Here is a 26,154-nt window from a genome sequence, read left to right as displayed (position 1 = left end):
CGAGTTGGTGTCACCTGTTGAGGACTACAAACCCCTGCACTTCGTGACTAGGCAGCAAGTCTTGGTGGGCGATAGCGCCGGCCGCGTCCAGTTCGGCGCCGCAGGTGGCGCAGCGGTAGACGAGGCAGCCTCCGGCCAGCACCCAAGTAGCCACCGCCGGATGCAGCACCAGCAGGTCGAGTGTCCCCGAACTGCCGGGCGCGGAGGTATATCGGCGCGCGGTACTGCTCCAAGGTGTCTTCGTCATGCCGTGGGCCCCGGACCGTACTATTCTTCCCACGTGTACTATCTGCCGCCAAGTCGTTGAAGCATATCAACTGCTGCCGCGTGCGGAAGCGGCTCGTTCTGATCTATCGAATAGCCGCTTGGCTGGGGCGAATAGATCGCACTTGCGGCTTGAATAAGAATCGCGTCCTTGATTTTTGGATCCTTGGTCGACGAGACAAAAACGCCAAATGTGCTTAAGGCCAGGGAGCGGTGCCTGTTTACGATGAAGTTATGTCGGTTGGTGCGGTAGTTTCTTCCGCAGATGGAAAGAACGTAGAAGACAATTGACAGCAGGATGAATCGTGGGAGATAGGCGAATACCGTCAGGCCTATTGACCCCTGGCTTAAAGCGTCTGGTACGTGGAGACTAGCGTATGTGGCTACTGCCAGTGCGGTCGCTGCGGAAATGCAAACACCTAGTAGCCATCGGTTGGCATAGGTCTCATGGGTCGTCGCTTCGTTCTCGAAAAACTGCCGTTGAGTCGAGACGACGGCGTCAACCGTGTGAAGGCGCTGCTGCTCCAATATTCTTTGTATCTCGACTGCGGCCTTTGTGACTATTGAGAGTTGCTCTTGCGCCTTGACTTCGAGGTTGCCAATCTGAAAGTCCAACATCACGATGTATGCCGAAATTGTCGAAACTTTTCCAAAAAGATTTTCGTGTAGCTGGATGATTTCGGAGGCGACATTTTCAGGGATAGTATTGTCGGCATCGTTAAGGCCAACGAGTTCGGCCGCTCTTGTTAGTGCATTTGCTAGTTTTTCGGCCAGCACGAATGCTGGGTCTGCCAAGCTGTCTGGTACCCATTCCCAGTTGGTTACGACCATTGATTTGAGGAGCAGTTGGGATGATTCGATATGGCGCCTAATGCTTCTGAATGTGATTTTTTGATTTGGACCGTCGGGAACGAAGTCTGTGATTTGTAGCTTGAGTGTAGGTGTGAGATTGTGTTTTATTATTGCTGCGCGGTTGGGTCGAGTGCTGTTCATGGGAGGGAGCCTACTGCATGCGCGATAATCAGCAAAAGCGTCGAGTCGGCGCCATTCTCAAGACGTGATCGTCTGGTTGCGCTGCGAAGCCTGGATGCGGGTAAGGGTTGTTTCTAGCGTGCAGTTGTGGCTGCGGTCAGTCCGAGTGTTCCATTGTCCCGCTATAGGCAACGTGGTTAGTGCCCGGTAAGGTAGGCGGCGCAGCGGGACGCTGCGGAGCCCGCAGTGGTTCATGCCCTCCAGTTCGCTGGCCAGGCGGTGGATCACCTCTCCGTCGCCGGGTTCCCTGGACCTGCTGTGCTGTCGGCGCGGGATGGTGGTGTTACTGGAGGTTAACAGCACCTAACGAAAGTCAGGGTTGGGCTGGCCGAGCGCAAGGGGCGTCCCCAGGTTGAGGGGCATGGTCCGAGAACTCGTCCCCGACGCCTTCTGGCAGCGCGTGGCTCCCTTGCTGCCACCGCCCCGGCCCAAGAAGAAGCTGGGCCGCCCTCGGGCGGATGACCGAGCGGCGCTGGAAGCCATCGTCTTCGTGCTCCGAAGTGGCATCCCGTGGGAGATGCTGCCTCGCAAGCAGTTCGGCCTTTCGGGCATGACGGCCTGGCGCAGGTTGGAGGAATGGACCCGCGCAGGCGTGTGGGAAAAGCTCCAGGAGCGGCTGCTGGACGAGTTGGGACTGCGAGGCAAGGTGGACTTCTCCCGCGCCTCCATCGACTCCTCGTCCGTACGGGCGTCAAAAAGGGGGCCCTCACGGGCCCAAGCCCGACGGATAGAGCGAAGGCGGGTAGCAAGCATCATCTTCTCGTAGAGGCCCACGGCCTGCCGCTGACTGAGTCGGTGACAGCCGCCAACGTCCACGACACGCACGAACTCTTCCCCCTCGTCGACTCCGTGCCCGCGGTGCGGATGCCTTCGGGGCAGCGTCGCTTCCGTCCGGGAAAACTCCACGCAGACAAGGCCTACGCCTCCAGGAAGAACCGGAGCGGACTTCGTCTGCGCGGCATCACTGCTCGCATCGCGCGTCCCGGCGTTGAGTCAAAGGAAAGGCTCGGACGCTACCGATGGGTCGTGGAGCGCACGCTGGCCTGGAAGAACCAGCTGCGCCGCCTTCGCGTGCGCGACGAGCGCAGGGACGATGTCCACTTCGGCCTCCTCGTCCTCGGCTGTTGCGTCATGCTCCTACGACGCCTCTGTCCTGGCATTTGTTAGGAGCTGTAAGAGCCTATTTCGGTAGGCTCCGTCCTTGGCACGCTGCTCCTCGGGCATTGAATCTGCGGGTCCACTCACTCCCCAGCCAGCACCACGGCTCGGACGCGCTGCGCTCCTGAGATGACGCCAGCAGCAACGGAAACTCCTGATTCCCGCCTCGTCCACGTCGCCTGCGTCGACGGTCGAGACTCCCCACCCCACCCCGCTCCCCGAGTGGGAGGGCCCGCCGCGGAGAAGCCCGTGGCTGCGACACGCAATGCGGAATGAGGGGACCTCCTCCCGCGCCCACCTCCCCTACACAGCTCCCGCACCAACACCTTCCCCGCTACCTCTTCTGCTGGTGCCGAGCTGCGCTGCCGTGTTCGCCTGCGTGAGGTGTGGAGGCAGACGGCGAGTGCTGGCATACGTGAACGAGGCGGGAGGAGTACGAGCGATTCTGGAGCACCTGGGCCTACCCACGGCAGGTGCGAGGCTGGCCCCGGCGCGCGGGCCCCCTCAAGCCACATGGTGTTGAGGCTCAAGCCGCCCCAGCCAAGAGAGCCAAGCCCTGCCGCGCACCTGAAGGGAGCGCGGCCAGGGCCGGGTGTACCCGAAGGGGCTGCGCGGCTTCTCCACCCGCTTGGCGCACTGCTCGGGCGGCCCCCATCAACAGCCCTCCGCGGCCCCTCCGCTCCTGCCCTCACCCTCCACATGGCCTCTATCCTGCCTATACGCGCGATGGCATTCGGCGCGAGAGCGCTGGCCAACAGCAGGACGCATGCCGCGAACACGGATCGCTACCCGCGGGCGTCGTCGGGGCACCGTTTCGGAAGGCGTCTGTGGGCAGGGGAGCCGCGGCCGGCTCAACCCGAGGCCCACCACGAGGAGACAGGGGCACCCAACCTCATCCTGGTGCCCATCGGCGCCCGGATGGGCCTGGCGCCCCAGGTGGACCCGGGACTGCGCATCAGCACGTCTTCGGCCCCCGCCTTCGTCGTCCTGGAGATGGAATCCTGTCCCGCCGCGTCCAGGTGGCGCTCCACGGTCCGCCTGAGCCTGCTCCTGTCGCCGCCGCGCCTGCCTGCGGGGGCCGTGACCTGCGCCTCCTCACGGCCGTCTCGCTCGCCACTGCCGGTGTCCTACTGGGTGTGGCGCTTCGAGGAGCGCTCCGAGGTCGACCCGGAGTCACGCGGAGTGCCGATGGGGGGAGGCTGGGACTCCACGCGCGTTCGGAGGCATGATGGTGGGAGCTGTCGAGGGGTGCCCGGGTCCTCGCGGGTGACGCACGAGCACCAGGAACCCGGGTCGTCGCAGGGGGAGCGCGGGAATGTCGGAGTCGGTCGAGCTGAGGTGCCTCCGGTGTGGTGCGCCGGATGCGGGGAACGTGGCGCGCTGTGTGTGCGGCGCCAGCCTCCGGGTCGATGTGGTGTTGCGGGATGCGGTGGCTGACGAGCGGACGCGCTTCGCGCTGGCGCGGGCCATCTCGCTGCTGGGCCCACCCGCGCCCTCGTTCTCCGAGGCGCGAAGCCTGCTCGCGACATCAGGGGCCCCCCTGGCCCGTGGCGTCTTTCGCGCCTTCGCGGAGAAACTCCTGGAGGTGCTGCGCGCCCAGGGCGCCCGCGCGGACTTGCGGCCCTTCGTGGAGGCGGTGGTGCCCGTCCAGGAGCCCTCTCGTCGAAGCTTGAGGATGCTCGTGGGCCTCTGCATCCTGTTCGGATTGCTGGGCGGCATCTGGGTGGCCCGTTCTCCGCGCTTCGCTCGCACCCGCTCGAAGGTCATGGCCCTCGTGGCGGGTGAAGACCTTCCGGGCGAGGCTGCTCCCGTGCCGTCGGCTCTCTCCACCGCGGAGATTTCACGCCGCGCCGGCCCGAGCACGTTGTCCCTGCGATGTGGGAGCAAGGTGGGCTCCGGCTTCTTCGTGGACTCGGAGCTGGTGCTGACCAACGAGCACGTGGTGTGTCCGCCGGGCAAGCTCATGACGGCGGTGCTCGCGGACGGGCGGGAGCTGCTCGGCGAGACGGTCGCCAGTGATGTGGATCTGGACCTCGCCACCGTCCGTGTCGTGGGAGCGAAGGCGGCGCCACTGCCACTGGGTGACGTCACGCGCCTGGAGCCCGGAGACCCGCTGGTCTTCATTGGCAGTCCCAAGGGCCTGGACTTCACCGTGCACGAGGGGAAGGTGGGCTTCGTGGGCCGGCAGTATCTGGGCACTGGCTATGTGCAATTCAATGCCTCGGTGAATCCGGGCAACAGTGGCGGACCGCTGTTGAATGGACGCGGCGAGGTGGTGGGCGTCGTCTCGATGAAGATCGAGAACGCGGATGGGCTGGGGCTGGCGCTGCCCATCGCCTACGCGAGCAAGCTCGTCTCCGTGCCCACCACGCCCGAGTCCACGGAGCGCTGGAAGCAGTTGCTCGAGCGCGTGGCGCGTGACGAGGAACGCGAGGTGAAGCGCTTCCAGGTGGACACCGAGCAGCAGGTGGTCCTCTCGGTGCAGCGGGTCGACGGGCTGGGGCTCGTCGTGTTGGTGGTCGAGCGGTTCGACTCGCCACCCACGGCCGTGAAGCGCCGCATGGAACTGGAGACGGAGGGCAAGACGTGCACGCTGGACCTGGAGTTCGAGGACTGGCGGCCCCTGAGCCAGTCCCTGGCGGCGCAGGAGGACTCGCGGAGGCTGCGCTGGTTCCTCTCGCGAGGCCTCACCCGAGGCATCCACATTGGCGGGGCGCGGCTGCCCGTCGAGACCTGCTCGTTGCCGGAAGTCGGCACCGCCTGGCTGAAGTCAGGGCAGGGGAGTGGTGAGAACCAGGAGCGCATCGAGGTGTCGCTCAAGGACGTGCGGGAGGCCCGTGAGACGTGGAGCCGGAACCCCACGGGCATCCAGCGCTGGGAGCGGGAGCGCTTCAAGCAGCGGCTGGCGGGGACTCGCTCTCGAGAGGAGGAGGAGCGGTGGCGCTCGTCCTTCGGCAGGGCCCGGGCGCGTGTCACCCGCTTCGAGGAGGAGCGCGCGCGTCTGCGCAAGGACGCGTCCTCCGGCAAGCCGGTGGCGAAGCGCCAGCAAGAGGTGGAGGAGGAGCTGAAGCTGGCGAGCCAGCAGCTCGCCGAACTGGAGCGCTACGCCGCGGAGAAGAACGTTCCCCCGGAGTGGCAGCGGTAGGCCCTGGGGCTTCGGGCTCTGGACCTTCTCAGTTCGCCGGCGAGGCTGGACTCCACCTGGCGCTGAGGGCTCGTGCGCTACGGCGCCGGCCAGTCCGCCGGAGGCTGTCCGCGGACGTCCTGCACGGCCGGACGATTCAGCTCCGCCAGCGCCTCGTCCACGCGGGGAGTGCCTGGGAGGGCAATCCGTCACCCGGTGAAGACGCCCTGGCGGAGGTCGTTCACCCCGCAGCCTCGGCGCTCCGCTCCTGCGCGAGGAGGATCAGCTTGGACCGGCTGGGCACGGCCAGCTTGACGAAGATCCGCTTCAGGTGCGTCTTCAACGTGTTCAGCGAGCTGCCCATGTCCTCGGCGATGGTCCGGTTGTCCCAACCATTCAGGACACGCTCCACCACGTCCAGCTCGCGTGGGGTGAGCCGCTTGCGCCACTCGGTGGGGACCTGGACGCTGTGGGACACCTCCTGGAACAACAGCGCCCAGGGCGCCCTCCAGGGATGGAGCGGCAACGGGAGGAACGTCACCTTCAAGCTTCGCGCTGGCCGCCGGAACGTCAGGACGTCCTGTCCGGAGTGCATCGGCTGTCCAGCGCGGCGGAGCCGCTCCAGCGCGTCCAGGAGCACGTGAGGCAGACCGAAGCGGCCACACGGCGCCTCGGAGAACCAGCGATGGAGCAGCGCCGTGGCGCGGGGCGTGCGCATCAGCTCGGCGTGGGGCGGGCTCAGCACGATGCTCTCAAGCCCTGTGTGCCGGAAGAGCTGGTCCAGCAGGTCTCCCTGGCGGACCAGGTCTCCCAGCATGAGGCAGTTGCGAACCGTCCTGGCCAGGATGGGCGTCAGGCGCTGGAGGAGGTCCCGCTGCTGCTCGGAGAAGGCCTTCGGGGTGTCCCGGTACAGGGTGAAGCCGCTGTGCCAGCCAAGCCCCATGTCCAGCGCCACGGACATGACGCGCTCCACCGGCATGTTCATCTCCCGGCAGTGCGCATACATGGCGCTGTTCCGCATCTCCCGGAGCGACAGCATCTCGGTGTCCCGCAGCACGGTGTTGGGCCGCCGGATGACCGAGGCGCTCACGAAACATTCGTCTGAAATCTCCGGGTAGCGGTCGAAGAAGACCTGGGGCATGTCCTGGACCACGGGCCAGTCGTACTGGCCGGGCTCCCCGGGCCTGGACACGCACAGCCCTCCAAAGTCCGCGGCCAGCTCGCGCGACAATATCCCGTGGGCCTCCGAGAAGACCTCCCGCAGGTCGAGCGAGCGGGTCAGCGCGGTCATCACCTCCAGGAGCACCTGTTCGCGTTGCATGGCCTCCCTCCTCGTCTGGAATGACTTTATCACACGCGGAGTGTCACCCCTATGGGTGATGCCCGCCCCCAACGGGCTCCCGTACGTTTCGCCAGCCGGGACTCACGGTGATGGCCTCGCTGGATGCCAAGGAGAGAGACAATGCGGAATCAATTGTTTGTATGTGTTATGGCGGTGGGTGTGTTGCTGGCCGGAGGCAGGGCTGAAGCCCTTCCTGGCGGCTGGTACACGAAAGAGACGGGCGACCGGGTCACCCTCTACGACCAGGCCCACGAGGCCGTCTGGGCTGGCTACTTCGACGAGGAGGGCAACTGGCACGAGACGACCTACTCGCCCAGGGGCAGCGGCTCGGGGGACCAGGGTCAGACGATGGGCGGCATCAAGACCACGGCGGACACCGTGCTGGTGGAGATCACGAAGCCGGTGGAGGGGATCGTCGTCATCGACGCGTCGAAGCAAGACGTCGTCTTCGAGCTCCGGGGCCATTTGGATGCCGGGATGACCGTCAAGATTCCCGTGAGCAAGCTCGGTGACACCGTGCAACTGGTGGCCACCGTCGATGACAAGGGGGCGACGCTCGACCTTGCGTTCTTCAAGCGGGCGGACGTCTGCGCCAGCAAGTCGTTCTGGCTCAGTCGCTGAACGCACGGAGTCCCACCGCACAGGCCCCTTGACCCGGGCCTGTGCCGTTACTTCCGTCCGCTTCATTTCGACCGACCCGAGCGGTTGGGTGAGGGGATCGCGTCGTTCCTACGAGAGGCACTGCTGACGTCAGCTCACACCCTGGGTCCGGGTTGACGAAAAGGTCAATGTTTCAAGACTCAACGTTTCACGCGTCTCTCCAGGAGGGTGCGCCCGGCGCCGATGCTCCTCGACAGCCCGGCCCCAGGAGAGCCTCAGCATGAAACGTCTCGCCGGCAGAATTCCCCGCGTCGCCACCGTCTCGCTCCACGCCACCACGGTCCGTGCCCTCACTTCGGCGGCGGGCGGCCCCCCCGGCTCGCTCGCCCTCCGAGCCGCAGCGAATGCACGCTCCGGACGAACCGCGGTCCGGAAGGTGGCGGCCACGCCCGTGGCCAGCGCCGCGACGTCCACGCCGTCCCTTTCGGCGGCGGCGGCGGCGCCCGACCCGATGAGTGCGGCAGGCGCGGGGGGCGGCCAGGGCACCGGGCCACTCCCGGCCATCAGCGGCATCCTCGTGCCGAACCACGCCTATCCGCCCCTGGGCGCGCCTCTCTCGGCGGGCGGCATGGTGCCGTTGTTCATCGCGGGGCACCCCGTCTTCATCCCCGGCCGCCAGCTCGCGGCGCCGACCCAGGCCGTGGCCAGCGCCTCCAGCTCCAGCTCCGCCGCCGTGTCGTCCTCCTCGGGTGGCACCGGCGTCCAGGCCCTGGTCGGGCCCCCCATGCGGGGCGCGAGGAGCAAGACCGCGCTCACCCGTCGAGCCTCGCTCCCCGCCCAGGCGCACGTCCGGAGGATCCACACGAGCCGGGACACGGTGAACGAGCCCCTCTTCACGGCCCTGCTCCGAAAGGCCAACACCCTCCCCGAGGGGGGCCGCCTGGGCCCGGCGCCGGAGCACGCCACGGCCGACAACCCGACCTGGCTCGTCCCGCTCCGGCAGATCACCCACCACGGCCTCTCCGTGCTCCAGGGCCTGGACTCGTACTCACGACATGCCTGGGGCGATGGGCGGATGGCCACCCTGATCGCGCATGCCATCCGCGACCAGGCCTCCGCGCTGGCGGACATGCTCCCGCCGGAGACTCCGGTCGTGGATGTCCCCATCCAGGAGCTGCTGCGCCTGTACGCCGCCGAGCTCAACAGCCCGAAACCCGATGTGGACCGGCTGCTCGTCTGGGCCAAGACGGCGTGCATGGAGGCGCGGCGGGTCGCGGGAGATGCCCCGCTCTTCGCCACCGACGAGGAGGGCGTCGGGGACTACCGCCTCGCGCTGCGCATGCTGGACGAGGCGAGGAAGAGCACCCTGTCGAGCGTCAAGAAGAGCTACTTCCGGGAGCTCGGCGCGCGGGTGCTGCCCCGGTGCGAGACGGACATCGCCTACCTCCAGGCCCTGTCCATGCTGGCGGGCTACGTCCACATCGATTTCGAGTGCGTCCTCCCCCTCACCATGAAGACCTCGCTGCTGCTCTCCGTCGAGCACCAGGCCAAGGTCGCCAGGACGCGCTCCGTGCGCCTTGCTCGCACCCTGCTCCAGACGGGAGGGCCGCACGCGGGGGTCCGGCAGTACTTCTGGGAGGGCATCGACAGCAAGGGCAAGCCCACAGGCCTGCTGATCATCAACTCGATGGGGACGAACTCGGATGGCGCCAACCGCGACGTCGTCCTGAAGGCCAAGCAGGTGGCGACCGGCTCCCTGGCGAACATCGACCCGAAGGGCATCGGCTACACCGCGTCCCAGGCCGCGGCGCCGAGGCAGCGGGAGATCTTCGAGGGCTACTCCAAGGACACGGTCATCATCTGCACGGGGCACAGCCTGGGGGCGTCCATCGCGGCGGAGACGTTCATCCTCCTCCACACGTTGGGGTTCGACGACACCTACCTGGCGACCTTCAACGGCGGCGCCTTCAATCACGACGTCCCCGAGCACGTGCTGAGGGCCGCTCGCACCAGTGCCATGCTCGTGCAGAACCAGGGGGACCCGGTGCCCTACGGCGGACGGCACGTCCTGCCTGGCCTGGAGAAGATCCACACCGCCCAGCACGTGGGGACCATCGCGCGAGCCGAGCCCCACTTTCTGTTCCCCAACTGGCCGGACATCATCAACCACGGCATCCCCAACGAGGTTGCCCAGTTCATGTACGGCGTCCCGGGCACCGCCAGCGTCCACCTCAACGACCAACTGGTACGCGGCTACCGCCGGCAGCTCTTCATGGCGCTGAGCACGTACCTGCCCTGGCTGCCGAACAAGGCCCTCACCACCGTGCTGAAGCCAGACCCCATCGAGGCGGGCAAGACCGAGAACTCCTTCATCGAGTTCGTCCCCGACAGGGACAAGGACGGCGACGCGCCGGCGAAGCTCTAGCAGGCTGTTGAAGAAGCCCGGTTTGAAGGCATGAGACCGGGCTTCTCATGCCCTGCATTCTCAACCTTGTCGTCGGGCGGCTCCTGCTTGTCGTCCTTCGGGCGAAACGACTTCAGGGACGCCCAGGCCTCAATCAGGCTGCCATCCACGCTGAAGTGCTCGCTGCTGGTGAGCCCCGCGCTTAGCGCCTGGCCCATGACGGCCATGAAGAATCTCCGGGCGACGTCATGCTCCAAGATCCAGTCCCGGTTCTGCGAGAAGGTGCTGTGGTCGAAGCAGACGTCCTCCATCCCCATGTCGAGGAACCACCGGAAGAGGAGGTTGTCGTCGAGCTGCTCGCAGAACAGCCGCTCGCTTCTCACCGAGTAGAACGCCATGAGCAGGCAGGACTTCAGCAACTGCTCCGGCGGAATGCTCGGCCGGCCGGTACCGCTGTACATCGCATCGAACGTCGGCGAGAGCGCCGCCAGCGCGGCGTCCGCCATGTCCTTCACCCTGCGCAGCGGATGGCTCGCTGGGACTCGATCCCCCGGCGTCCTCAAGCTGAAGAGCGTCGTCTGCTGCTTGGGCCGTCCGCGCATCAATCCCTCCGTGACGCGGAGGACACCACGCCACGGTGCGGGGGGGCGAGCCCTTGGAGGGGTTTCTCAACAGCCTGCTAGAGGAGGAAGGACGGGGCAGGATCCGGTGAGCGTCAAGGTAGTTGTACGCGGTAGCCCAGCCAGAGCGCGGCGATCCCCGCGACGGTCGCCGTCGCATACGAGGTGCCGCTGCTCTGCTCGACCTTGTCGCCGGGTTGGGCCGTCCAGACGTTCTCGCCGGGACCGGTGGCATCCACCGCCCTGCCCCACGCGGAGTATTCCCAGGGCTCCGCGCTGGCGTTGCACGCGGCCATGGCGACGACCTCGTCATACGCGCCTGGCCAGACGAGCCGGACAGCCTGGGATGTTCGTAACCTCCCCGCGTGGCCTGGACGTCATAGACGACGCCCGCGTCTCCCCCCGCGCCTGCTTCCACCAACATCTCGAAGCGGTACTCCAGCGGGCTGATGCGCTCGGCGGGACTCGCGATGGCCCGGAACCCCGCGGGCGCCGTACTCGTGGCGGTGACGGTGCCTGCGTCATGGACCCAGGGGTCCGCCGCCAGCACCGCCAACACCTCTGGATTCTGGTTGGTGAGCCGCACCGTGCCATTCAGCACGTTCGAGCGCAGCTCCACGCTCCCTCCGTCGAGCGCGGCCTCCACCTGGGCCAGGGAGTCACCGCCCTCTACTTCCAGACCCCTGCCGTTATCACATGCGACAAGCCCCGTCAGACACACGAGGACCACGGCAAACCATCCCCTGCTCGAATCCCAGTCCGTCACCAGGGCCCGGGTTCTTGATGAGGGCGGTCTCAGTGGAGGCATGGGCGAAGGCGTTCAGGGAACCTGACGCGGATGGAGGGCCTCCGCGGTCGCGCCCGCGGCCTGTCTCCGGGCCATCAGGGCGCCGAAGACTCCGGCGGTGAAGAACATGATGACGCTGTAGATGGCCGCGGGGATGGCCATCACGCCGTCATTGAGCAACCGGGGGCTGGAGGCGATGGCGATGGCGAGCGTGCCGTTGTGGATGCCCACCTCCATCGCGATCGCCACCGCCTGCTTGCGCTCGACGCGCAGCAGGACGGGCACCACGAAGCCCACCGCCATGCTGGCCAGGTTGAAGGCAAGCGCCGCGAGCCCCACGCTCTGGAAGTACATGACCAGCTGATCCCGCTCCTTGAGGGTCGCCGCGAGCACCACGAGCACCAGGAACAGCGCCGAGACGATGCGCACGGGCCGGTCCAGGCCCTCCGCGAGCGCCGGCCGCTTCGCGCGCACCCACATTCCCAGCGAGATGGGCACCAGGACGATGCCGAACACCTGGACGATCTTGGCGAACTGCAACGGAATGGCCCGCTCCTCCCCCATGAAGTGCGCCAGGGAGAAGTTCACGATGAGCGGCAGCGTGAGCAGCGACAGCACGCTGTTGACCGCCGTCAGGCTGACGTTCAGCGCGACATCGCCCTTGGCCAGATGGCTGAACAGGTTCGCGGTCGCGCCGCCCGGCGTGGCGGAGAGCAGCATCAACCCCACGGCGAGCTGCGGAGGCAGCCCGAAGCCGGTCGCGATGGCGTAACAGACCCCAGGCATGAGCAGCGTCTGACAGCCCAGGCCCACCAGCGCCGCGCGCGGATACAACGCCACGCGGCGGAAGTCCGCGAGGGTGAGGCTCAGCCCAAGGCCGAGCATGATCACCCCCAGGGCAATCGGCAGGAACACCTCGGTGATGGCACTGCTCTGCATGGCGGGCCCCCCAGCGAAAGCACCCACTCTGCCAGAAAGCCCGCGGACAGGGAGGCTCACCCCTGGCGCAGCAACAGCAACCGCAGCAAGGCCCGCGCCCGTTCGAGCTCCGCTCCCGCAGCGCGTCGTACAGCGACTCATGCGCGAGCACACGCTGCACCGAGATGCAGCCCTGCCCCGCCTGGAAGAAGGCCCCCTGGGCGATGCGGTCCGCGACGAAATCCAGACGCTCGCCCGGGTCCGCGTGCGCCGTAGGCCTCCGCGTAGCGGACGAAGTCTGGGGTGCCTGGCGCACTGCTCGGGCGGCTCCCATCTACGTGACGGGCGATGGAAGATTCGATCCGGAGGCCTCCAACTCCAAGCGGAGCGCCTCGTGCTCTGCCTCCGAGAGCGGAAGGGCGCCGAGGTCCCGCACCCGCTCCAGGGCGTCAGGCGTGTCCCCCAGGGCCACGGCCAGCTCCGCCCGGGCCACGAGTGCCCGTGCCCGCTCCATCGTCGTCCCGGCGCCGACCTTCTTCAGCGCCACGTCCAGGACCTTCGCGGCCGCGGCGTCATCGCCCTTGAAGTCGCGCAGGCGCCGGGCGGTCTTGAGGGCCTTGCCGAGGACGGTGGTCGAGGCGTCCGCGTCGTCTCCGTAGCCGCTCGGCTCGTCCCTCCGGATGAACATGACGGAGTTGCCGGAGGGGTCGACGACGGTGAAGCGCGTCTGCCCCTTCCTCATGCGAGTCATTCGCGGGAGACCCCGGAGGGGAATCCGGCCATGGGCCGTTCGCAGCGCGGCCAGGAAGCGCGCGTGCAGCTCCTCCACCTCGTCCACGATGATCAGACAACTGCTGAAGGCCTTCAGTGGATCCAACCCCTTCAGGCCGAAGAAGTGGAGCTGGGCGCCACCCCGCCGGGTCGCCGCGTAGGGGTTCGGAGCCCGCTGCTGGTACGTCACCTCGAACCCCAGCAGGGCATAGAACTCGAGCGTCGGCGCGAGCTCCACGCAAGGGAGCAGGGGGATGGATGTGTCACCCTTCATGGAGGCGCTCCTCCACGGACAGGTCCTTCTCCAGACGCAGGCGCGCTTCACGGAGTCCCTTGAGCGCCGAGGCCAGGAGCGCTGGAGCGAGGCTCGCGGCCATCCGGTCCGCCCACTCGGCTTGCGCCAGCTCGACCTTGCGCAAGGCGCGGCGCCCGGCGGCGGTGAGTGAGACGCACTTCGCACGCTGGTGATGCGGGTTTTCGACGTACTCCACGAACCCGTCGCTCGCGAGCGCGTCCGCCGTCTGCTGCACGCTCTGCCGCGCAAGCCCCATCGTGCGTGCCACCGCCGCCACCGTCGCGGGGCCGTGGTCAATGACGCCCAGCACCTGCCAGCGGGCGCTCGTCAATCCCGCCGGGGCGCTCAGCCGATCCCCGGCCTGGAGCAGCCGCCCATTCAGTTGGAACACCTCCAGCACCAGGGCGCTGAAGGTCTCTGCTTTCCGGGTCAGGGGTGGCATGGACAGGAACCTGTCAAGATGACAGGAGACTGTCAATATGGGCCCGCGGGAGGAACGGGTCCTTGTGGAGGAGGGCGTCCCCCCAGGACTCCGGCGTGTCTGTGTTTGCCTTGCTCCCTCAGCGCGCGCGCTGCAGGTGGATCATCGCCTCATCCAGCAGCGCGGCCACGCCCCGGCGCACCACGTGCACCACCTTGCGGTGATGCGCGGAGGCCAGGTGCGTGTAATGGCTGGACACCTTGTGATGCAGCTCCGTGGCGCCCCACACCAGCACCAGGTCCGCCCACTCCAGGTCGCTCTTCGCACGGTCCGCGGTGCGGCGCTCCGTGCCGTCCACCATGCGCAGGGAGATGTGCCCGCCCAGCTTCGTCTCCAGCTCCTCGCGCACCGCGGGCGAGCCGCCCACCACCACCACGCGCTGCACGCCGCGCTGGTGGCACATCTCCAGGAACGCCACCTCCGCGCGCCGGTTGGCGGAGCCGCCGCACCGCGCGCAGTGGCTCCGGGGCTCCACCCGCAGGGGCTCCCGGCCGCTCGCCGACGCCACCTGGAGGCAGGCCGCATCCGCGCACACCTGGAAGAAGCGCTCGGCCAGCACCTCGGCTGCTCGCAGGAGCTTGGGCTCGCTCATCCGCGCCTTGCCCGGCCGCGTGAGCCCCACCTCTTCCAGCACGCCCCTCGCCCGCGCGCGCGCGTCCATCAGCGTGACGCCCCGCTCCGCCAGCCACCCGTCGATGTCCCTGTCCGCGCTCATCGCTTCGCCATCGGAACAGGAGTAGCGGCGAACAGCTCCGACTGCATCGGGACGGGCCCGGAGGGCTGCGCCAGTCCGAGCGCCTCGCGCACCGGGCCGAAGCTCCGGCGGTGGATGGGCAGCACGCCCCGGGCCTGGATGGCCTGCACGTGCTGCGCGGTGGGGTAGCCCTTGTGCGCCGCCAGCCCGTAGCCGGGGTACTGCGCGTCCAGCTCCGCCATCAGCCGGTCGCGCGTCGTCTTCGCCAGCACGGACGCCGCCGCGATGCTCAACGACAGCGAGTCCCCCTTGATGATCCCCCGCTGCGGAGAGGGGCACTGGGGAATCGTGCGCGCGTCCACCAGCACGTAGTCCGGCGTCAGCCCCAGCCCCTCCACCGCGCGCCGCATGGCCAGCAGGCCCGCGTGGTAGATGTTGATTTGATCAATCTCATCCACCTCCGCCCGGCCCACCGCCCACGCCACCACGTCGCGCTTGAGGGCCTCCGCCAGCGCCTCGCGCTTGTCCGGGTCCAATATCTTCTTCGAGTCATCCAGCCCCTTGAGCTTGTAGCCCCTGGGCAGGATGGCCGCCGCCGCGACGACGGGGCCCGCGAGCGGCGCCATGCCCGCCTCGTCCACGCCCGCCACCTTCAAGAGACCCTGCTCCCACAGCTCCGTCTCGAACTTCAGCAGGTGCCGCAGCCGCTGACCTTCCGCGCGGTTCTTCTCCTGCCGCGAGCGCAGCTTCCGCGCGAGCGCCTGCGCGCCCTGGCGTGGATCTGCTTCCAGCGCCTCCAGCAGCCCCTGGGGGAGCGGCTGCGCCTGGGTGACGAACCGCCCGGTCAGCTCGGTGACCGAGCATTCAAGCAGCGCCTGCACACTCTCTGCGGACATGGGGGACCTTCGGGATTGCCTACCCGTCGGGTAGCGCGGTTGCACGGCTTACTGGAGTGGGGGAACACCAGTGCCGCGACAACACGCCCGCTCGCACGCCGTCAGGCCAGACGGGCGGGCGGCGAGGCGGGAGGAGGGCCGGACCGACGCGGAGGCGCGCATGCGGACTTGACGCATGGCGTAAGTGGTACCGCGCACGGGCAGGTGTGCACAACCGCCCGACGGGCCGGAGCAGCGGATTTTCCGCGCGCTCCGGCCCTCACTGGCGGGTCTTCCGGCTCAATCCTTGAGATGGAGCGTCACCGTGGCGGGAACAGGCGTGCAGTGACACCCGTCGCACGTCCACTCCACGCGCTCCGCGGGCGTCACGTGCGAGCCCGCCGTGGCCATCACGCGGATGGGGCTGGGCGCGAGCGTTTCGTTGATGGCCGTGGTGACGCCGCGGTCATCCGTCACGCCGGTGATGCTGACGTTGCTCTCCAGGTTGGTGGCCGTCACGGACGCGCCCTGGATGTACGCGCCGTCCGACGACATCACCTCCACGCGCAGCGACAGCGGCTCCGCGCAGGTGTCCTCGTGCCGGTTCGCGCTGGGGGCGTCATCACAGCCCGTCAGCAGCACGCTCGCGAGGAGCCCCAACCATCCATACGTCCTCAACTGCTTCCGCATCCCCACGCCCCCGACCCGTCCCATGCCGTGAATCTGGTACCGGGGGACGGGTGCTGCAATGCATGTGTCAGGCGGCGGGCGGCAGCCGCGCATGGGCAAAACGTGCCGCATCGGTGTCCGGATAGCGATGCAGGATGTACCGGTAGATTTCCTCCGCGCGCACCGCGTTTCCCAACTTCTCCCCCTGCACGCGCGCCAGGAGCACCAGCGCGCGCGGCGCGGTGGGCTCATCCGGCGCCGTGTCCGCCGCGGCTTCCAAAGCTTTGACCGACAGTGGGAAATCTCCTTCCACCGCCGCGGCCTGGCCAATGAACAGATGGTGCGCCGGCGAAAGCTCCAGGCGGGGCAGAACGTGCAGCACACCGTACAGCGCCAGCGCCTTCGCCACGTCGCGCGCCGCCACCGCCGCGCCCAGCTCGGCCAGCTGCTGGACGCGGGTGGCTTCGGCGTCGACGGCGCCGGGCTCCGGGGAGTCCGGGGAGGGGAGCCCCGGAAACTCGCGCAGGGCCGTGGGCGTGCGCTGGGGCGCGGTGTCCCCCAGCGTGGGCTCCAGGAAGTCGCGCGCGGGCAGGTAGCCCAGCGCGTCCCCGTGCACGTACAGCACGAGCCCCAGCAGGCTCGCGGCGCTGAAGGGCATCAGGCAGGTGAGGACCTGCGCGATGAGCCCGGACGCGAAGGGAAGCTCCAACCCGACGACCCACGCCGCGCCCCAGTGCAGCCCGCCGTGGACCAGCGCCAGCAGCACGAACACTTCCGTCACGAGCCCCGCGTCGAGCCCCACCGCCCGGACGCACCCGAGCGTGCGCAAGGGGTTCAGCGCGGCGCGCACCGACTGTGAGGTGGCGGCCAGCAGCAGCGCCCACGGCAGCCACAGCAGTCCCAGGCCCGCGAGCCCCCAGAAGAGCGGGTCGCCCCTCACGTCAGGCACCCACAGGGTCTCCAGCGGGTACAGGAGCCGGACGATGACGCTGAACCCGGACACGGGCGGCAGCAGGTGCCAGGCGCGCGCGAGCGCGGGCAGGAAGACGCCCACGGTGACGCCCAGGCCGCGCAGGCCCGGCACGAGGTTGTCCTGGACGAGGCTGGTGAAGCCGGGCCCCTCCGGATCCGCGTCACCCCGGGCCGCGCCGCGCACGAGCGCGAAGAAGGCGGACCAGAAGACGCCCAGCGCGAGCGTCATGGGCAGCACGTGGAGGATGCGCACGCCCACCGCGAGCATGTGCAGCACGGCCAGCACCCCGCTGACGGCCATGAGCCTCTGGAGGCCCGGTCCGCTGAACGGAAAGCGCAGCGCCTCCAGCAGCCGGCTCCGGAGGGCGCGCCCCGAGCGTGGGCGCAGGAGCACGCTCGCCGAGCCTCCGCACCGCGCGCACACGGAGTACTCCACCGTGCCCATGCGCCGCGACTCCACGCACGCGGGGCACAGCGCGGCCTCGCAGTGTTCACAGCGCCAGCCGGCGGCGGCGTCCGGGTGGCCGGTGCAGCGGGGTGGGGCGGGGAGGGAGGCGGCCATGCGGCCGGCAAGCCTACGCCGGGCCGGGAGTCTCATCCCAGGGGGCGCCCAGCCACGCCTGGAACGCGGCCTTCTGCGCGTCCGTGGGGCGCTCCACGCGCTGGAGCCACGCGGCGTCCGCGGGCTTCTGGCCCAGCACCACCGGCACCTCCAGCAGGCGGTCGCGGCGGAACAGCGTCACCCGCACGGTGTCGCCGGGGCGCTTGTCCTCGCAGCGGGCGATGAGCCCCGCGCCGTCCACGCGCCAGCCGTCCAGCGCCACCACGTCGTCCTCCGGGTACAGGCCGGCCTCCAGCGCGGGCGTGCCCTCCGGCACGGTGGAGAGCGTGGAGGAGCCGCGCACCGTGACGCCCAGCCAGCCCTTCGGCCGGGGCTCGCCCTTGAGGCGCGGCGGCGTGCCGCCCTTGTCGTTGGGGGCCTCCCGCATGCGGAAGGACAGCTCCAGCCCCACGTGCGCGAAGACGCCGTAGTCCAGGTCGTCCGTGGAGCGCACCGCCTGGTCGAAGAAGGGCGTCAGGTCCACGCCCGCCACCTCGCTCGCGGCCTTCTCCACGCCGTCCTCCGGCACGCCGGAGCCGTCGCCATGGCGTTGCCACAGCAACCGCATGACGTCATCCAGGCACCGGGCGTCGCGGGTGGCGCGGCGCACCTCCAGGTCCAGCAGCGCGCAGACGACCTCGCCCTTCAGGTAGTAGGAGATGGCGCTGTTGGTGGAGTGCTCGTCCGGGCGGTAGTGCTTCACCCAGCTGACGAGCGACGCCTCCGTGAGCGTCTGCACGCGGCGGCCCGGGGTGGAGTGCAGCAGGCTGAGCGTCTCCCCCAGGCGGGCCAGGTAGCGCGAGGCGGACATCAGGCCCGCGCGGCGCACGAAGAGGTTGTCGTAGTACGCGGTGCCGCCCTCGAAGGCCCACAGGAGCGTGGTGTAGTTCTCCTGCGAGTAGTCGAACGGCACCAGCGCGCGCGGCTTCACCCGCTTGATGTTCCACAGGTGGAAGTACTCGTGCGCCACCAGCGTGAGGAAGTCCTCCCAGCCCCGGTTCGAGGACAGGCCCGTGCGCGGGAAGAGCAGCGCGGTGGAGGCCTGGTGCTCCAGCCCGCCGCGGCCCTTGTCGGTGAGGTAGACGAGGAACAGGTAGCGCTTCAGCGGCAGGCCTTCGTACATGCGCGCCTGGGCCTCGCAGATGCGCTGCATGTCCGCGCACAGCCGCTCCGCGTCCGGCACGCTGTCGCCCCACACCACCACCTCATGCGGCACGCCCGCGGCGGTGAAGGTGAGCGGCGTGTGCGGGCCCACCTCGAAGGGGCTGTCCACGAGCGTGTCGTAGTCCGGCGCGTGGAAGGTGGCCCCTTCCGAGTCCAGCGCGCAGAACGTGCGCCAGCCCTGGGGCGCGTCCACGGTGACGTGGTGGGGCAGGGCGCGCGTGCCCTCCGTGTAGAGGAACACGGTGGCGCCGTTGAAGTAGGCGTGGCTGCCGTCCAGGTGGCTGGTGCGCACGGACAGCTCGTTCGCGTAGACGCGGTAGCGCAGGGTGACGGCCTGCCCCCTCGCGTCCACGCGCCAGGTGCGCTTGTCCACGCGGCGCACCGGCAGGGGCTGTCCGTCCGGGCCCTGCGCGGTGACGTCCTGCACCTGGCGGGCGTACTCGCGCACCAGGTAGCTGCCCGGCGTCCACACCGGCATCACCGCGTCGAGCACGTCCGGCCCCGCGGGGAAGGCGGCCTCCACCTCGAACAGGTGCGCATGCGGGCGGGGCATGGCGACGTGGTAGCGGACGGCGAGCGGCATGGACGGAGCGCCTTTCTTCCTTCTCTGGGGACGGCGGGGTTACTTCGCCTTGACGAGCACGGCGCCGAAGAAGCCGTCGGTGCCGTGGGTGTGCGGGGCCAGCCGCAGGAAGGGGCCGGGCCCCAGCTTCGCGCCCAGCTCCGCGCCCAGCACCTCCGCCACGGGGCGCACGCTGAAGTCGGGGTGCTTGGACAGGAAGTCCTCCACCACGTTCTCGTTCTCCTCGCGCAGCACGCTGCACGTGCCGTAGATGAGCCGGCCGCCCGGCTTCACCAGCATGGCGAAGCGCGCGAGCAGCGCCTTCTGCCGGCCCACGTGCATCTCCAGGTCCTCCGGCGTGAGGCGGTAGCGCGCGTCCGGCTTGCGGCGGAAGGTGCCGGTGCCGCTGCACGGCGCGTCCACCAGCACGCGGTCCGCCAGCCCCTTGAGCGGCGTGAGCGCGGCGTCCGCGTCCGGGCCCTCGTGGGGGATGAGCTGCGTGCGCACGTTGTGCACGCCGGCGCGGCGCGCGCGCTTGCGCAGGTCCTCCATGCGGCCCTCGTCCACGTCCAGCGCGTGCAGGTCGCCGCGGTTCTTCATCTGCGCGGCCAGCTGGAGCGTCTTGCCGCCCGCGCCCGCGCACGCGTCCACCACGCGGGTGGGGGGCGCGTCCACGAGCATGCCCAGGAGCTGGCTGCCCTCGTCCTGGATCTCGAACCCGCCGTCCTTGAAGTCCTGGAGGGAGAAGAGGTTGAGCCGCGTCTCCATGACGAGGCCGAAGGGGGACAGCGCGGTGGGCTTCGTGGACTCCACGTCCTCGGCGGCCAGGCGCTCCTGGAGCTGGGCGCGGTCGCCCTTGAGCGTGTTGGCGCGGACGATGAGCGGGGCGCGCTCGTTCATGGCCTCGGCGGCGCGCGCGGCGTCCTTGCCGAAGACGGCGCGGAAGCGGTCGGCGAGGAAGTCCGGCAGCGACGCGGCGATGGGGAAGCGCTTCGCCTCCGGCAGGGCGTCCAGCTCCGCGGCGGCGTCCGGCAGGCGGTCGAGCACGGACACGTCCGGGCCGGTGAGCCCGCTGGAGCGCGCGACGTAGGTGGGGTCCTCGCCGTGGAGGATGCGGGACGCGGCCAGCCGCATGACGTCCTGGCGCGTGGCGTCCAGCGCGTCGAACTTCCGGTGCGACCTCTCCAGGAGGAAGTCCACGGTGCGCTGGCGGCGCAGCAGCGCGTAGACGCGCTCGGCCACGGCGCGGCGCTCGGTGGAGTAGAGGGCCGTCTTGCGGCGCAGCACGAACTCCAGCGCGCGGTCGGACAGGCGGCCCTCGCGCCGCACGCCGCCGTAGGCCTCCAGACACGCCTGGAGGATGAGGTCCTCGCGCAGGGGTCGGTTGGGGTTGGGGCGCGCGCGTTCGTGCTGGGCGCGGCTCATCTTCGGTTTGTCAGCGCGTCCCTTGGCGTCCTTGCGCTTCTTCGGAGCGCCAGGGCGGGACGTACGGGGCCCGCCCGACTTGGGGGCGGCACCGCGGGAAGGTCCAGGCTTGCGAGTCGTGGCCATGTCGCATGGGCCTTCGCATCCCCCGGGCAGGCTTGACAAGCAGGGAACGCAAAAGACGCCCCCGGAAGGCCCTGGAGGGACCGGCCGGAGGCGTCTGGGCGCCGCTTCAGGGGGCTTTTCGGGGCCTGCGGTCCGCCCCCGGGCCCGGCAGGGAGCGAACTGGTCCGACAGTCGGACCAGTCCGGGCGGCGCGCCTCCGGGGCGGGCTCATCGGCTTCCGGCGCCGGAGGGGGCCGAACTGGTCCGACAGTCGGACCAGTCCGGGCGGCGCGCCTCCGGGGAGGGCTCAGCGGTTCCGGCGACGGCGGCGCACGAGCCCGGCCACGAGGGCCGCGGCGGCGGGAATCAGGGCGGCGGAGGGGCCGGCGGCGCAGCCACCGCCCCCGTTTGAGTCGTCAGCCCCCGGCGTGACGCCTGGCGTCGTGGGCGTGGCCGGAAGCTCGGGGCGGGGGTCGGGGTCGGAAGGCGTGGTACCGGGGTCCTCGCCGGTGCCGGTGCCGGGGTCGGTGGTTCCGGTGCCGCTGGAGGTCACGGTGACGACGGTGGTGGACGTCAGCGGGGCGGCGCCCTGGACGGTGGCCGTGGCCGTCACCGTGTAGGTGCCGGCCTGGGCGAAGACGTGCTGCGCCTGAGTGCCCTCGGCGGTGGCGCCGTCTCCGAAGTCCCAGGTGACGGTGGCGCCGGACTGGGAGGCCGTCGCGGTGAACGCGGCCGTGTGGGGCGCGGTGCCGCTGGCGCTGTCGACGGCGACGTTCAGCGTGCCCCGCGGCGCTTCCGGCTGCGCGGGCAGCGTCTTGGAGAGGGTGAGCGTGTCCAGGATGCCGCCATCCGTCTTCACGAGCTTCGCGGTGAGGGTGCCCTCCACGACGTCCACGTCGAGGAAGCCGTGGGCCGCGTCGTCACGGATGACGCTCCAGGAGGGGCGTGACGTGGCGAACGTGCGCAGGGTGGCGCCGCCGCCGCCGACGACGAGGTAGGGGATGCCCTGCTCGCCCTTGCCGGCCTCGGCGTCACCGAGCATGGGCTTGCTGCGCTCGTAGTCGTGGTCGTGGCCGGTGAGGACCAGGTCCACGCCGTACTTCTCGAAGAGGGGGCCGAACTGGCGGCGCATGGTGAGCTGCGAGCCGTGCTCGCCGCTGGACCAGGACGGGTGGTGGAAGAAGACGACCTTCCACGGCTGCTTGGTGGCGGCCAGGTCCTTCTCCACGAACGCCTTCTGCGCGGCGAGCGTGCACTTGGACGCGGACGCCAGGCCCACGGCGCAGTTCGAGTCGATGGACACGAAGTGCACGTGGCCCCAGTCGAACGAGTAGTAGCGCTCCGAGCTCTCCGCGTTGTTGGTGGGCAGGTAGAGGTTGTCCAGGTAGGGCTGGGCCTCGTTCGTGACGTACTCGTGATTGCCGGGCGTGGCGAACATGGGCACCTGCGCGAGCAGGGCGGCCATGGGGGTGAAGAGGTTGGTCTGGAACTCGGTCTCGGTGCCGGACGCGTACGCGTTGTCGCCCAGTGCGACGAAGAGCTCCGGCTTGTTGGTGAGCATGGAGGCGGCGACCTTCTTCTGGTCGCTGCCGCCGGTGCCGAAGTCGCCCACGGCGGCGAAGTGCACGCGCCGCGTGCCGGGCACGGGGGCGGTGCTGAACGTCTTCGCCGGGGTCGTCTCACCGCAAGCGTCCACGGAGTACGTATAGGAGGTGCCGGGGGACAGGCCGGTGAGGACCACGGCGTGGATCTTCGCGGTGGCGGTGGACCGGGCTGCCTGGGTGGTGTTTCCGACGCCGTAGCGCACCTGGGCGCTGGAGCAGTTCGAAGCGAGCCGGAACGCCACGGTGGCGGTGTCGGGGCCCACCTTCTGAAGGTAGGGATCACGCGGCAGGGCGAGCGCGTCACCCGAGGCAAAGCCCCCGACGAACAGGGCAGCCAGGGCAGCGAGCGAAAGAGACTTCGTCCGGTCCATGAATCCTCCGGCCCGAGACATTCGGGACCGGGGCGCAACGGTTCATGGCTCAACGTTCATCCGAAAATCAGGCGCTCGGGGGTAGGCAGGCGGGCGGGCGCTGGTTGTGGCTGAAAGGCAGACAGAAGGGCGTGTATTGCCTGTTTCAGCTCAGGGGCGTAGAGGGCGCCGCCTTGCGAAGTCCGGGGGCTGCGTTACCCCTGAAGACATGACCGAAGTCCACTCCCAGACCCGTGAGTACAAGATCCCCGAGGGCTGCCCCGTGTGCGAGTCGGACCTGCCGGTGCGCGTGACGGCGACCGGTCCGAACGCGGTCTGTACGCACTGCGGCTGGATGGGCCGCCCATTCATCACCGTGACGCACGAAGGACTGCGCGTGTCGTACGACGACGCCGCGCGGGCCTGAGCGTCGGCGCGTCGACCCCGACCGTGCCCGATGCGACTGACCTACGATGTGACCACGTGGGAGGCCGAACAGGCCTTCTTCCAAGGCAAGCCCTTCACGGGGGCCCTCTTCGAAGAACGCGCCTCGGGCCTGCTCTGTTCCGAAACCTTCTATGTGGATGGCCTGCGGCAAGGCCCTGACCGCACCTGGCATGAGTCCGGACTGCTCGCGGAGGAGGTCTTCTACTGGCGCAACTGTTGGCACGGGACCTCACGCGCCTGGCTCGCTGACGGGACGATGATTGAGGATCGTGTCTACCTCTACGGCCTCTGTGTCGTGGAGCGGCGCTGGAGTCACTCGGGGCTGCTGAAGACGGACCGGCGCGCGTCACCAGATGATCCGGCCGTGGTTGCGACCCTCGCGAGACGAACGGCCGATGGCGACTGGCCTCTGATCGAGTGGTGAAGCGCGCATCCGTGTCATTGCGCGATCGGAATGCTCGGGGACGGAGCCTGGAGCGTTTCGTCGGATAGGCTCAGATCGATTCCCTCCAAGCTGGCGAACGGCAGCTCCGCGAACGTCCAAGCGTGAATGGCGGCCGGAGGTCACTTGATGGAAGATGACCGGGTCAAAGTCCTGTCGAGGCAGTCGAACGCGGCAGTGGTCCGGATGCCGGGCCGGAGCTTTCCGGGCGTGGTCCTCCAGGGGGACTCGCTGCGGATCCACGGCTGGTGCTCGAAGCATTTCGAATTGGCCTGACGCCGCTGGATCGGCTGAAGGTTAAATGCGGGAGCAGGAATGGATAGGTCAGCGCTAATTGAACGCTGGGCAAGCCCGTTGGGGGCTGCTTGTTTGGATGGAATTGTCGCCTCGTTGGTGGCGAGGGATTGGAAGTGGGTTGATATTGTCCGCTCCATGCCTGGGGCTGATTTGGTTCCCTATGGGCTTGATATGAGAGGGGTGCGCATTGTTGGGAAAAATCTCAGTGGCGTCGATTTGACCGGAGTCTGGTTGGATCATGCCGTTCTGGATGGAACCTTGATTGTTGGAGTCCGATTGGGTGGTGGAAGGCTTTTTGCTGCGTCATTGATGGGGGTGGTTGCCACGGCTGCTGTTTTTCATGGCGTGAATGCACGTGGCGCTTGTCTGGAAGGCGGGGTGTTTTCCCGATCTGATATGTCGTCTATTGATCTGGAAGGGGCTTCGTTGAGGGGAGCTAAACTGGACGCTGTTGATTTAAGTCGAGCCAATCTCCAGCGCGTTGATTTTTTGGGCGCTGATTTTTCTGGCGCCAATCTCCGGTATTCCGTACGGGACTGGGGAAGGCCTGATGACGAGTGAGCAGCATTCGAAAGCCCAGGCCAGCGCATCCCTCGCGCCAACCCGGGCCTCAATCCCATCCAGATGAATCAGCGGCCTACGGCTTCTTCACGTCGTAGGACACCAGCTCCTCCAGGCGTTCCCCGTCCTCGCGGACCTTGCCCACACCAGGAACGAGCCAGTACAGACGCTGCTTCTCCTCCTTCACCTCGCCGCTCTTGTTCAGCTTGTCGCGCTGGACCTTGATGGCATTCGTGAACGTGCCCGCGGGCGTCGTCACCGTCACGTCCTTCTCCAGGACCTTCCAGACATAGGTCGGGTCCTTCCCCTCCGTCCCGCCCGCCGCGTAGGTGATCAGCTCCCGCACCTTGTCCTGGCGCTCCCAGGGGATGGAGGCCGGCGTCGTCGCCAGGGACTTCATCATCGCCGGGGACCAGGTCGTCGCCTTCGAGGCCACGCCGTCCAGGATGTCCTCCTCACGCAGACGCACCACCACGCCGGTCGTCAGCTCCAGTTGCCAGGAGTTCTCCTCGTAGACCGTGCCCGCCTGCGTGCGGTCCTGCTGGCTGTGCACCTTGACCGCCGTCATGGTCGTGCCGGGCACCGTCTCCGGGCCTTGCACCGTCACCACCTTGTTGAACACCCCGTCCGCTGGGTCGGTGATGCGGTAGGTCCACCGGGAGCCCGTCGTCAGCGGCCAGAGCGTCGTCACCTCCGCCTGCTGATCCGGCTTCGTGCCGCCGCCCGTGTTCGGGTCCACCGGGTTGCCCGGGAGGTCCACCGTGCCGTCCGGGTTCGTCGTGGACGAGCCCGGATCATTCCCCGTGGGCAGGCTGCCCCCGCCACCACAGGCGGCCAACGCCCCACACGCCGCGAACAGCACCGCCAGCTTCCTGAACTTCATACCATCTCCTCCCGCGCGCCCTTCGCGCTCACCGCCGTCCACCGCAGCCCCCGCAAGGGCGCCCCTTCCGTCCGTCCCAACGCCGCCGCCAGGCTTCCAGGCTCCGGCTCCTCCACTTCCAGCTCCACGCGCCGCGCGGAGAAGTCCAACGCGCAGCTCTTCACCAGCACGTTGCGCTCGCCCAGCGCCGTCCTCAGCGTGGCCTCCGCGCGCACCAGGTCGTCCGCCTGCGCGGACACCAGCAGCCGCTGCTTCGGCTCCTTCGCCGCCACGGCCTTCTTCTCGAACAGGTCCAGCACGAAGAGCAGCACCGCCACGAACCCCGTGCCCACGAACGCCAGCACAAGGTTGCCGTGGCCGCACGCCATGCCCAGGCCAATCACCAGGAACAGGATGGCCGCGTCACGTGGGTCCTTCAGCCCGGACCGGAACCGCACGAACCCGCCCAGGCCCACCAGCCCGAACGCCTTCGCCACGCTGTTGCCAATCACCGCGGTGATCACCGCCGCCGCCGCGCAGAGGAGGATCTGCGCCTGCACCATCTCCACCTTCGGCAGCGGCTTGCCCAGCACCAGCCGCCAGGGACGCGACGACAGCAGCGCGCCAATCAGCGCCGACGCCACCAGCCGGGGGAGGATGGCCCCCATCGACAGCGACGCAAGCTCCTGCTCCACGTCCTGGAACAGCGCACCGAATGGACCTTCCAT

23 protein-coding genes and 2 pseudogenes are annotated in these 26,154 nt (G+C 68.7%); 8 read left to right on the top strand and 17 right to left on the bottom strand.

What is annotated here, in order from left to right:
- Window positions 1–285 precede the first annotated feature (285 nt).
- On the bottom strand, window positions 286–1,257 hold the full coding sequence (locus AABA78_RS02365) for a hypothetical protein (RefSeq protein ID WP_338261438.1): 972 nt from the start codon (window positions 1,255–1,257) through the stop codon (window positions 286–288).
- A gap of 400 nt (window positions 1,258–1,657) precedes the next feature.
- Between AABA78_RS02365 and AABA78_RS02360 the strand changes: the two genes are divergently transcribed.
- Together AABA78_RS02360 and AABA78_RS02355 are read left to right on the top strand one after the other, a co-directional pair.
- Window positions 1,658–2,463, top strand: a protein-coding gene (locus AABA78_RS02360; protein WP_338261437.1) for an IS5 family transposase whose coding sequence is annotated in 2 segments (ribosomal slippage) — window positions 1,658–2,003 and window positions 2,003–2,463 — 807 coding nt in all. Because the reading frame shifts where the segments join, the coding sequence is not laid out codon by codon here.
- A 1,420-nt stretch (window positions 2,464–3,883) separates the two neighbouring features.
- Entirely contained in the window at window positions 3,884–5,599 is a 1,716-nt protein-coding gene (locus AABA78_RS02355; protein ID WP_338261436.1) for a S1C family serine protease, read from the top strand.
- Between the two features lie 220 nt (window positions 5,600–5,819).
- Here AABA78_RS02355 and AABA78_RS02350 read toward each other — a convergent pair whose 3' ends face one another.
- Window positions 5,820–6,899, bottom strand: coding sequence for a helix-turn-helix transcriptional regulator (locus AABA78_RS02350; RefSeq protein WP_338261435.1), 1,080 nt, complete (start codon window positions 6,897–6,899; stop codon window positions 5,820–5,822).
- 168 nt (window positions 6,900–7,067) lie between these two features.
- On the opposite strand from AABA78_RS02350, the gene AABA78_RS02345 reads away from it, so the two are divergent.
- Complete coding sequence (locus AABA78_RS02345; RefSeq protein ID WP_338261434.1) at window positions 7,068–7,541, top strand: hypothetical protein; 474 nt, start codon at window positions 7,068–7,070, stop codon at window positions 7,539–7,541.
- Between the two features lie 259 nt (window positions 7,542–7,800).
- Window positions 7,801–9,945 (top strand): hypothetical protein, encoded by a 2,145-nt coding sequence (locus AABA78_RS02340; RefSeq protein ID WP_338261433.1) that lies wholly within the window; start codon window positions 7,801–7,803, stop codon window positions 9,943–9,945.
- Here the strand turns inward: AABA78_RS02340 and AABA78_RS02335 are convergent.
- The 13 genes and pseudogenes from AABA78_RS02335 to AABA78_RS02275 form a co-directional block, all read right to left on the bottom strand.
- Window positions 9,942–10,526 (bottom strand): transposase, encoded by a 585-nt coding sequence (locus AABA78_RS02335; protein WP_502260919.1) that lies wholly within the window; start codon window positions 10,524–10,526, stop codon window positions 9,942–9,944. The two genes, AABA78_RS02340 and AABA78_RS02335, sit on opposite strands and share 4 nt — an antisense overlap.
- Before the next feature lie 113 nt (window positions 10,527–10,639).
- Window positions 10,640–10,867 (bottom strand): annotated as a pseudogene (locus tag AABA78_RS02330) (S8 family serine peptidase); the annotation flags it as partial.
- Between the two features lie 497 nt (window positions 10,868–11,364).
- Window positions 11,365–12,270 carry a bile acid:sodium symporter family protein gene (locus AABA78_RS02325; protein WP_338261431.1) on the bottom strand — a complete coding sequence of 302 codons (906 nt, stop codon included), beginning with the start codon at window positions 12,268–12,270 and terminating at the stop codon, window positions 11,365–11,367.
- A gap of 121 nt (window positions 12,271–12,391) precedes the next feature.
- Window positions 12,392–12,583, bottom strand: a pseudogene (locus AABA78_RS39260) (aldehyde dehydrogenase family protein); the annotation flags it as partial.
- Window positions 12,584–13,294: a bleomycin resistance protein gene (locus tag AABA78_RS02315; protein WP_338261430.1), complete on the bottom strand. Its 711-nt coding sequence runs from the start codon at window positions 13,292–13,294 to the stop codon at window positions 12,584–12,586. It abuts the pseudogene before it with no gap.
- Window positions 13,284–13,757, bottom strand: a complete 474-nt coding sequence (locus AABA78_RS02310) for a MarR family winged helix-turn-helix transcriptional regulator (protein WP_338261429.1) — start codon at window positions 13,755–13,757, stop codon at window positions 13,284–13,286. The genes AABA78_RS02315 and AABA78_RS02310 overlap by 11 nt, the downstream gene beginning before the upstream one ends.
- 118 nt (window positions 13,758–13,875) lie before the next feature.
- On the bottom strand, window positions 13,876–14,511 hold the full coding sequence (locus AABA78_RS02305; protein ID WP_338261428.1) for a hypothetical protein: 636 nt from the start codon (window positions 14,509–14,511) through the stop codon (window positions 13,876–13,878).
- Window positions 14,508–15,386, bottom strand: coding sequence for a ribonuclease HII (rnhB, locus tag AABA78_RS02300; RefSeq protein ID WP_338261427.1), 879 nt, complete (start codon window positions 15,384–15,386; stop codon window positions 14,508–14,510). The genes AABA78_RS02305 and rnhB overlap by 4 nt, the downstream gene beginning before the upstream one ends.
- Before the next feature lie 279 nt (window positions 15,387–15,665).
- Complete coding sequence (locus AABA78_RS02295) at window positions 15,666–16,079, bottom strand: carboxypeptidase-like regulatory domain-containing protein (protein WP_338261426.1); 414 nt, start codon at window positions 16,077–16,079, stop codon at window positions 15,666–15,668.
- A 43-nt stretch (window positions 16,080–16,122) separates the two neighbouring features.
- Complete coding sequence (locus AABA78_RS02290) at window positions 16,123–17,568, bottom strand: tetratricopeptide repeat protein (protein WP_338261425.1); 1,446 nt, start codon at window positions 17,566–17,568, stop codon at window positions 16,123–16,125.
- A 13-nt stretch (window positions 17,569–17,581) separates the two neighbouring features.
- The gene (locus AABA78_RS02285) at window positions 17,582–19,354 is read right to left on the bottom strand and encodes a M61 family metallopeptidase (RefSeq protein WP_338261424.1); all 1,773 of its coding nucleotides are present in this window, start codon (window positions 19,352–19,354) and stop codon (window positions 17,582–17,584) included.
- 39 nt (window positions 19,355–19,393) lie between these two features.
- Window positions 19,394–20,758: an RsmB/NOP family class I SAM-dependent RNA methyltransferase gene (locus AABA78_RS02280; protein WP_370469437.1), complete on the bottom strand. Its 1,365-nt coding sequence runs from the start codon at window positions 20,756–20,758 to the stop codon at window positions 19,394–19,396.
- Window positions 20,759–21,170: 412 nt separating this feature from the next.
- Complete coding sequence (locus tag AABA78_RS02275) at window positions 21,171–22,838, bottom strand: metallophosphoesterase (protein ID WP_338261423.1); 1,668 nt, start codon at window positions 22,836–22,838, stop codon at window positions 21,171–21,173.
- Window positions 22,839–23,046: 208 nt separating this feature from the next.
- Between AABA78_RS02275 and AABA78_RS02270 the strand changes: the two genes are divergently transcribed.
- The 4 genes from AABA78_RS02270 (at window position 23,047) to AABA78_RS02260 (ending at window position 24,564) form a co-directional block, all read left to right on the top strand.
- On the top strand, window positions 23,047–23,244 hold the full coding sequence (locus tag AABA78_RS02270) for a hypothetical protein (protein ID WP_338261422.1): 198 nt from the start codon (window positions 23,047–23,049) through the stop codon (window positions 23,242–23,244).
- A gap of 30 nt (window positions 23,245–23,274) precedes the next feature.
- On the top strand, window positions 23,275–23,688 hold the full coding sequence (locus tag AABA78_RS02265) for a toxin-antitoxin system YwqK family antitoxin (protein ID WP_338261421.1): 414 nt from the start codon (window positions 23,275–23,277) through the stop codon (window positions 23,686–23,688).
- A gap of 126 nt (window positions 23,689–23,814) precedes the next feature.
- Window positions 23,815–23,982 carry a DUF6959 family protein gene (locus tag AABA78_RS39255; protein WP_440588501.1) on the top strand — a complete coding sequence of 56 codons (168 nt, stop codon included), beginning with the start codon at window positions 23,815–23,817 and terminating at the stop codon, window positions 23,980–23,982.
- A 93-nt stretch (window positions 23,983–24,075) separates the two neighbouring features.
- Window positions 24,076–24,564, top strand: a complete 489-nt coding sequence (locus AABA78_RS02260) for a pentapeptide repeat-containing protein (protein WP_338261420.1) — start codon at window positions 24,076–24,078, stop codon at window positions 24,562–24,564.
- Between the two features lie 76 nt (window positions 24,565–24,640).
- On the opposite strand, the gene AABA78_RS02255 is transcribed toward AABA78_RS02260, so the two are convergent.
- Both AABA78_RS02255 and AABA78_RS02250 read right to left on the bottom strand, forming a co-directional pair.
- On the bottom strand, window positions 24,641–25,447 hold the full coding sequence (locus AABA78_RS02255) for a hypothetical protein (protein WP_338261419.1): 807 nt from the start codon (window positions 25,445–25,447) through the stop codon (window positions 24,641–24,643).
- Window positions 25,444–26,154, bottom strand: coding sequence for a DUF4956 domain-containing protein (locus AABA78_RS02250; RefSeq protein WP_171421635.1), 711 nt, complete (start codon window positions 26,152–26,154; stop codon window positions 25,444–25,446). Before AABA78_RS02250 ends, AABA78_RS02255 begins: the two co-directional genes overlap by 4 nt.

The organism is Corallococcus caeni, from assembly GCF_036245865.1.
GTDB lineage: Bacteria > Myxococcota > Myxococcia > Myxococcales > Myxococcaceae > Corallococcus > Corallococcus caeni.
The sequence above is the reverse complement of the archived record's forward strand: the minus strand, read 5'-3'. Positions and strand labels throughout refer to the sequence as shown.